Origin of the sequence: Robiginitalea sp., from assembly GCF_049588695.1 — a bacterium.
GTDB lineage: Bacteria > Bacteroidota > Bacteroidia > Flavobacteriales > Flavobacteriaceae > Robiginitalea.
In genome coordinates this window covers 1-5,739 of the sequence record NZ_JBAVZJ010000245.1, presented here as the reverse complement: position 1 = coordinate 5,739, position 5,739 = coordinate 1, and the positions used below count along the sequence as shown (strand labels likewise).

At 49.1% G+C, this 5,739-nt stretch carries 5 protein-coding genes; 4 read left to right on the top strand and 1 reads right to left on the bottom strand.

All coding sequences use genetic code 11. The features are described 5' to 3' along the window. Positions 1–42 precede the first annotated feature (42 nt). The gene (locus WBV75_RS05960; RefSeq protein WP_424119730.1) at positions 43–321 is read right to left on the bottom strand and encodes a hypothetical protein; all 279 of its coding nucleotides are present in this window, start codon (positions 319–321) and stop codon (positions 43–45) included. 102 nt (positions 322–423) lie between these two features. Between WBV75_RS05960 and WBV75_RS05955 the strand changes: the two genes are divergently transcribed. The 4 genes from WBV75_RS05955 to sdhA form a co-directional block, all read left to right on the top strand. Then, positions 424–3,279 carry a WD40/YVTN/BNR-like repeat-containing protein gene (locus WBV75_RS05955; protein WP_424119729.1) on the top strand — a complete coding sequence of 952 codons (2,856 nt, stop codon included), beginning with the start codon at positions 424–426 and terminating at the stop codon, positions 3,277–3,279. 38 nt (positions 3,280–3,317) lie between these two features. Then, positions 3,318–3,722, top strand: coding sequence for a DUF2721 domain-containing protein (locus WBV75_RS05950; RefSeq protein ID WP_424119728.1), 405 nt, complete (start codon positions 3,318–3,320; stop codon positions 3,720–3,722). A gap of 115 nt (positions 3,723–3,837) precedes the next feature. Next, a complete protein-coding gene (locus WBV75_RS05945; protein ID WP_424119727.1) occupies positions 3,838–4,506 on the top strand; it encodes a succinate dehydrogenase cytochrome b subunit in 669 nt (222 codons plus the stop codon). A 2-nt stretch (positions 4,507–4,508) separates the two neighbouring features. Continuing rightward, positions 4,509–5,739 (top strand): succinate dehydrogenase (quinone) flavoprotein subunit (gene sdhA / locus WBV75_RS05940; RefSeq protein ID WP_424119726.1); only part of this gene is annotated, 1,231 nt, incomplete at its 3' end.

Sequence of the window (5,739 nt, the reverse complement as noted above, 5' to 3'; positions counted from 1 at the left end):
CTAAGGCTCCTTTTTCTAAGGCTTTAAATCGTAAGTGCTTCCTTACTTCACAAATGCCTTTTTCAGGGCACCGACAATTGCCATAATCACAGCGCCTCCTATGCCGCCTCCGGCAATACTACCCAGGATTGCTGAGAGGCCCGTACCAGCCTCTCCCAGGCCGATAAGGCCCAATACCCATCCTCCGATTCCTCCTCCCAGGATTCCGGAGATTGAATTACCGACGGTTCCGAGATCGAGATTCTTAAATAATCTTCCTGCTATGTTTCCACCAACTGCTCCCGAGAGCAGTTGGATAATCAGGGGCAAGTTCTCTTCCATTATAATTGGTTTTGTTGGTTGAACATTCCTAAATTACAAAAAAACATGTCATCTTTTAAATGCGCTGAAACAATAACGTATTGAAATACAACTTATAACCTTATGACACCCCTTAAGACCTCCCTCTTTTTTATCCTCTTGTGCCTTCCGGGTTCATTTATGGCTCAGGCCCCTGCGACTACTCCTTTTGAAATTCAAAAAGGTATGGAGTTGCAGGAAAAAATGAAAAACAGCTCAATGGTCAAAAATTTAATCCTCCATAATATAGGCCCTTCCATTATGAGCGGAAGAGTTGTGGATTTAGACGTCAATCCTTCAAGACCCTCGGAATTCTATGTCGCATATGCCTCCGGGGGGCTTTGGTATACCCAAAATAACGGGACGAGTTTTGTCCCTGTTATGGATAGGACCCCAACCCAAAACCTCGGTGATATTGCCGTTCACTGGCCAAGCGGGACAATTTACGCCGGTACGGGTGAGAATAATTCTTCCCGTTCCTCTTATGCAGGCATTGGAATTTTAAAATCTGTGGATAAGGGGAAGTCCTGGTCTTTTGCAGGCCTCCCGGATTCCCATCATATCGGGAGGATAGCGATACATCCGGACAGGCCTGAAGAAGTTGTTGTAGCTGTGCTCGGGCATTTGTATTCCCCTAATGAAGAACGGGGCATTTACAAAACCACTGATGGGGGTAAAACATGGAACAGAACCCTCTACGTAAATGACAATACCGGCATGGTCGATCTTACAAGGGCGCCCGGCAATCCCGATATTCTGTTCGCAGCCTCATGGGAGCGGGATCGGAAAGCCTGGAATTTTCAGGGAAGCGGATCGGGATCTGGTATTTATAAAAGCGCTGACGGAGGAGACTCATGGGAATTGATTTCGGATAAGGCCTCCGGTTTTCCTGTGGGGGAAGGTGTGGGGCGCATCGGCCTTTCCGCTTACGATGCCAATACAGTCTATGCCATCCTGGATAATCAATCCAGACGCCCGCCTGAAAAAGGATCGGATAAAGGGAAGGAGCTTAGCAAGGATGACCTTAGGAACATTTCGACTAAAGCCTTTATGGCTCTGGACAATTCCCGTCTGGATGCATTTCTAAAGTCCAATGGTTTCCCTGATAAATACAATGCTGCGAACTTGAAAAAACAGGTTGAAGCGGGCAGTATACGTCCCGATGACCTCATAAAATATCTCGAAGACGCCAATACGCTGCTTTTCGATACGCCTGTAATAGGAGCCGAGGTGTACCTGAGCACTGATGGCGGGGATTCCTGGAGTAAAACCCACGATGGCTATCTGGAAGACCTTTACTACAGCTATGGCTATTTTTTCGGGCAGATTCGCGTAGCCCCATACAACAAGGACCAGATTTATGTCACTGGGGTCCCGATACTTCGTTCTGACGATGGAGGAGCTTCTTTTTTGTCCATAGATGCTGAAAATGTCCATGCAGATCACCATGCATTATGGATAAACCCATCGCTCCCGGGGCATCTGGTCAATGGAAACGACGGGGGCGTTAACATCTCCTATGATTACGGTGCAAACTGGATAAAAAACAACGCTCCGACGGTCGGGCAGTTTTACGCCATAAATGTCGATAACCAAACACCTTATAACGTCTATGGGGGACTCCAGGACAACGGGGTTTGGAAAGGGGCCCACAATGCGGAAAACTCCGTGGAATGGCAGCAGTCCGGCAAATATCCCTGGGAAGCGATTATGGGCGGGGACGGGATGCAGGTTCAGATCGATTCCCGAAACCCCGATATCGTCTACACCGGATACCAGTTTGGTAATTATTTCCGCCTCGACCTCTCCTCAGGAAAACGCAACCGAATCCAGCCCGGGCACACACTCGGGGAATCCCCATACCGGTTTAACTGGCAAACCCCTATCCTTTTATCCCCCCACAACCAGGACATCCTCTACCTGGGCAGCAATAAGTTACACCGGTCCATGAACCAGGGAACAGACTGGGAGACCATTTCCCCGGATCTTACAACTGGGGGCAAGAAGGGCAATGTCTCCTATGGAACGCTGACCAGCCTTTCGGAATCCCCACTCCGTTTTGGCTTGCTATACACCGGAAGCGATGACGGCGTACTCCAGATGAGTCCGGATGGGGGAAACACCTGGAATCGGATTTCAAACAGCTTTCCCAAAAACTTATGGGTCAGTCGGGTCGCGGCCTCGTCCCATAGTGAAAATCGGGTGTATGCCGCTCTCAATGGCTACCGCTGGGATGATTTTACCCCCTACCTCTATTTGAGCGACGACCGCGGAAAAACCTGGAAGTCTATTGCAAAAGGGATCCCGACTGCCCCCGTAAACGCAATTGTCGAAGATCCTGAAAATGAAAATCTGCTTTTTGTGGGAACAGATAACGGACTGTACGCATCACTGGACCGGGGGCAAACCTGGAATACCCTTCAAAATGGGATGCCACACGTGGCGGTTCACGACCTGGTGATTCAGCCCGAGGCGAAACATTTACTGGTGGGTACCCATGGACGTAGTATCTATCGGGCCGATATCGCACCCCTCCAACAACTTCAATCGGGGTCTTTAGAGAACCCCCTGATCGTTTTTGAACTCTCGGATCTCAAACACTCCCAGCGATGGGGAAATTCCTATTCCTCCTGGAGAACACCCAACACCCCGGGGCTCGACATTGTATTTTACAGCCAAAAAGGTGGGGCGGCCAAAGCCACTATTCAGACTTTGGATGGAATCGTTCTCAGTGAGACCCAGCTCGAAGCCGATGCGGGCATTAATGTTATTTCCTACGATGTAGCTTTTACCAAAAAAGGCAAAGCGGATTATCTCTCGAAATACAAAACCCGACTCGTGGAGGCAGGTGATGGCAAGACCTACTTGCCCAAAGGAAATTATCAGGTCCTGATCCGCCATAACGGGGAGGAGGCCACTGAAGGTTTTAAAATTGAATAGCAACCCCTGAATTTATAAACCCGGACAACCCGTAGCCTATGGAGTTAACCTTAAGCATCCCCGCGCTTTTATTCCCTGCGATATCCCTGAGTATGCTGGCGTACAATGCCCGATATCTCGCCATCGCAGCCCTGATTCGGGAACTCCACCGCCAATATCGGGAAAGGGCCTCGGCCACGCTGGGCAAACAGGTGCGACAACTGCAACGGCGCCTGGAGATCATCAAGCAAATGCAGGCGGCCGCCATCCTGAGTTTCCTGTTTAGCGCCTTGTGTATGTTGCTATTGTATCTCGAGTGGAAGTTCTGGGCAAATTTGCTTTTCGGCTCCAGTTTATTTTGTCTGATTACCTCCCTAATTCTCAGTTTTATAGAAGTACAATTGTCTACCAAAGCCCTGAAAATTCAACTTTCTGATATTGGGGGAAACACTTCTGAGCCATAATCTGCCGCCAAACCTTATTTAGAACCTTTTTAATCCCATTAGAAAGGGGCACAAAGTTTGTTATTGATTTGCCTGTGGAGTATTTTTGTGGCTGCTGTAAAAAAACCAACGATTCATGAGCGGACTCGCTAAAACTTCAGTGGCCAGAAAAGTAGTTATGGCGCTTTCAGGGCTGTTTCTCGTGCTTTTTCTCCTATTGCACGTTACCATCAATCTCACTTCGGTGATCAGTCCGGACACTTTCAATACCATGTCCCACTTTATGGGCTACAATCCCGTAGTTCAGTTTTTGATGCAACCGATATTAATTGCAGGTGTGGTCGTCCACTTTGTGATGGGTATTGTTCTTGAGATTCAGAACAAAAAGGCCCGTAGCGTGCGATATGTAAAGTATGCCGGGGGTGCCAATGCGCCCTGGGTTTCCAGAAACATGATTTTAACAGGCCTTGTAGTTTTGGCCTTTCTGGGCCTGCACTTCTACGACTTCTGGATTCACGAGATAAATTACAAATTCGTACAGGCCAATCCGGAAGACCCTACCCGTTACTACGCTGAAACTGTGGAAAAATTTGCGCCTATGTGGCGGACGATCATCTACGTGGGTTCCTTTATCCTTTTAGCCCTGCACTTATGGCATGGTTTTGCATCTTCTTTCCAAAGTATGGGGATCAACAATAAATACAGCTCCGGGATCCGGAGTTTTACGCGTCTTTACGCCATTGTGGTACCGCTGTTGTTCATCTTTATCGCGCTGTATCATCACCTTAACCCAATAACGCATTAATTATGGGAATACTCGATTCAAAGGTCCCATCGGGACCCCTTGCTGATAAGTGGACGAAACACAAGAACGAAATCGACCTGGTCAACCCGGCCAATAAAAGGAATATCGATATCATTATGGTGGGCACCGGCCTTGCCGGGGCCTCTGCAGCAGCTACCCTCGCTGAGTTGGGTTATAATGTGAAAACATTCTGCTACCAGGATTCCCCCAGACGAGCACACAGTATCGCGGCCCAAGGTGGGATTAATGCTGCAAAAAATTATCAGGGTGACGGGGACAGTCCGTACCGTCTTTTTTACGACACCATCAAAGGTGGCGATTACCGTTCCAGGGAAGCGAATGTGTACCGGCTGGCCGAAGAATCTGTGAATATCATTGACCAGTGCGTCGCGCAAGGGGTTCCCTTTGCACGGGAATACGGGGGCTTGCTGGATAATCGTTCTTTTGGGGGTGTTTTGGTTTCCCGAACCTTTTACGCAAAAGGGCAAACCGGTCAACAACTGCTTTTGGGTGCCTACGCGGCTATGAACCGGCAGATCAACCGCGGTAAAATCAAATCCTACACCCGGCATGAAATGCTGGACGTCGTTGTGGTAGACGGAAAAGCCCGTGGGATTATTGCACGGGACCTTATCACAGGGGAAATTGAACGCCATTCTGCCCATGCCGTGGTAATTGCCTCCGGAGGTTATGGCAACGTGTTCTACCTCTCAACAAATGCTATGGGGAGTAATGTTACGGCGGCCTGGCGGGTACACAAAAGAGGTGCATTCTTCGCGAATCCCTGCTTTACCCAAATCCATCCCACTTGTATTCCGGTCTCCGGGGACCATCAGTCTAAATTAACCCTGATGTCCGAATCCCTCAGAAATGATGGTCGGATATGGGTTCCTGCCAAAGCCGAAGACGCTCAGGCTATAAGGGAAGGAAAACTGAGACCGACAAAAATCCCCGAAGAAGATCGGGATTATTTCCTGGAGCGCAGATACCCTGCCTTTGGAAACCTGGTCCCCAGGGATGTCGCCTCACGGGCGGCCAAAGAGCGCTGTGATGCCGGCTTTGGTGTCAATAAAACAGGAGAAGCCGTTTATCTCGATTTTGCAGCAGCCATTCAGCGGTATGGGTCCGAAAAAGCCCTGACCTCAGGAATCAAAGATCCGGACCAGGCCACGATAACTAAACTGGGAGAAGAAGTCATTGCGGCAAAATATGGGAACCTCTTCCAGATGTACG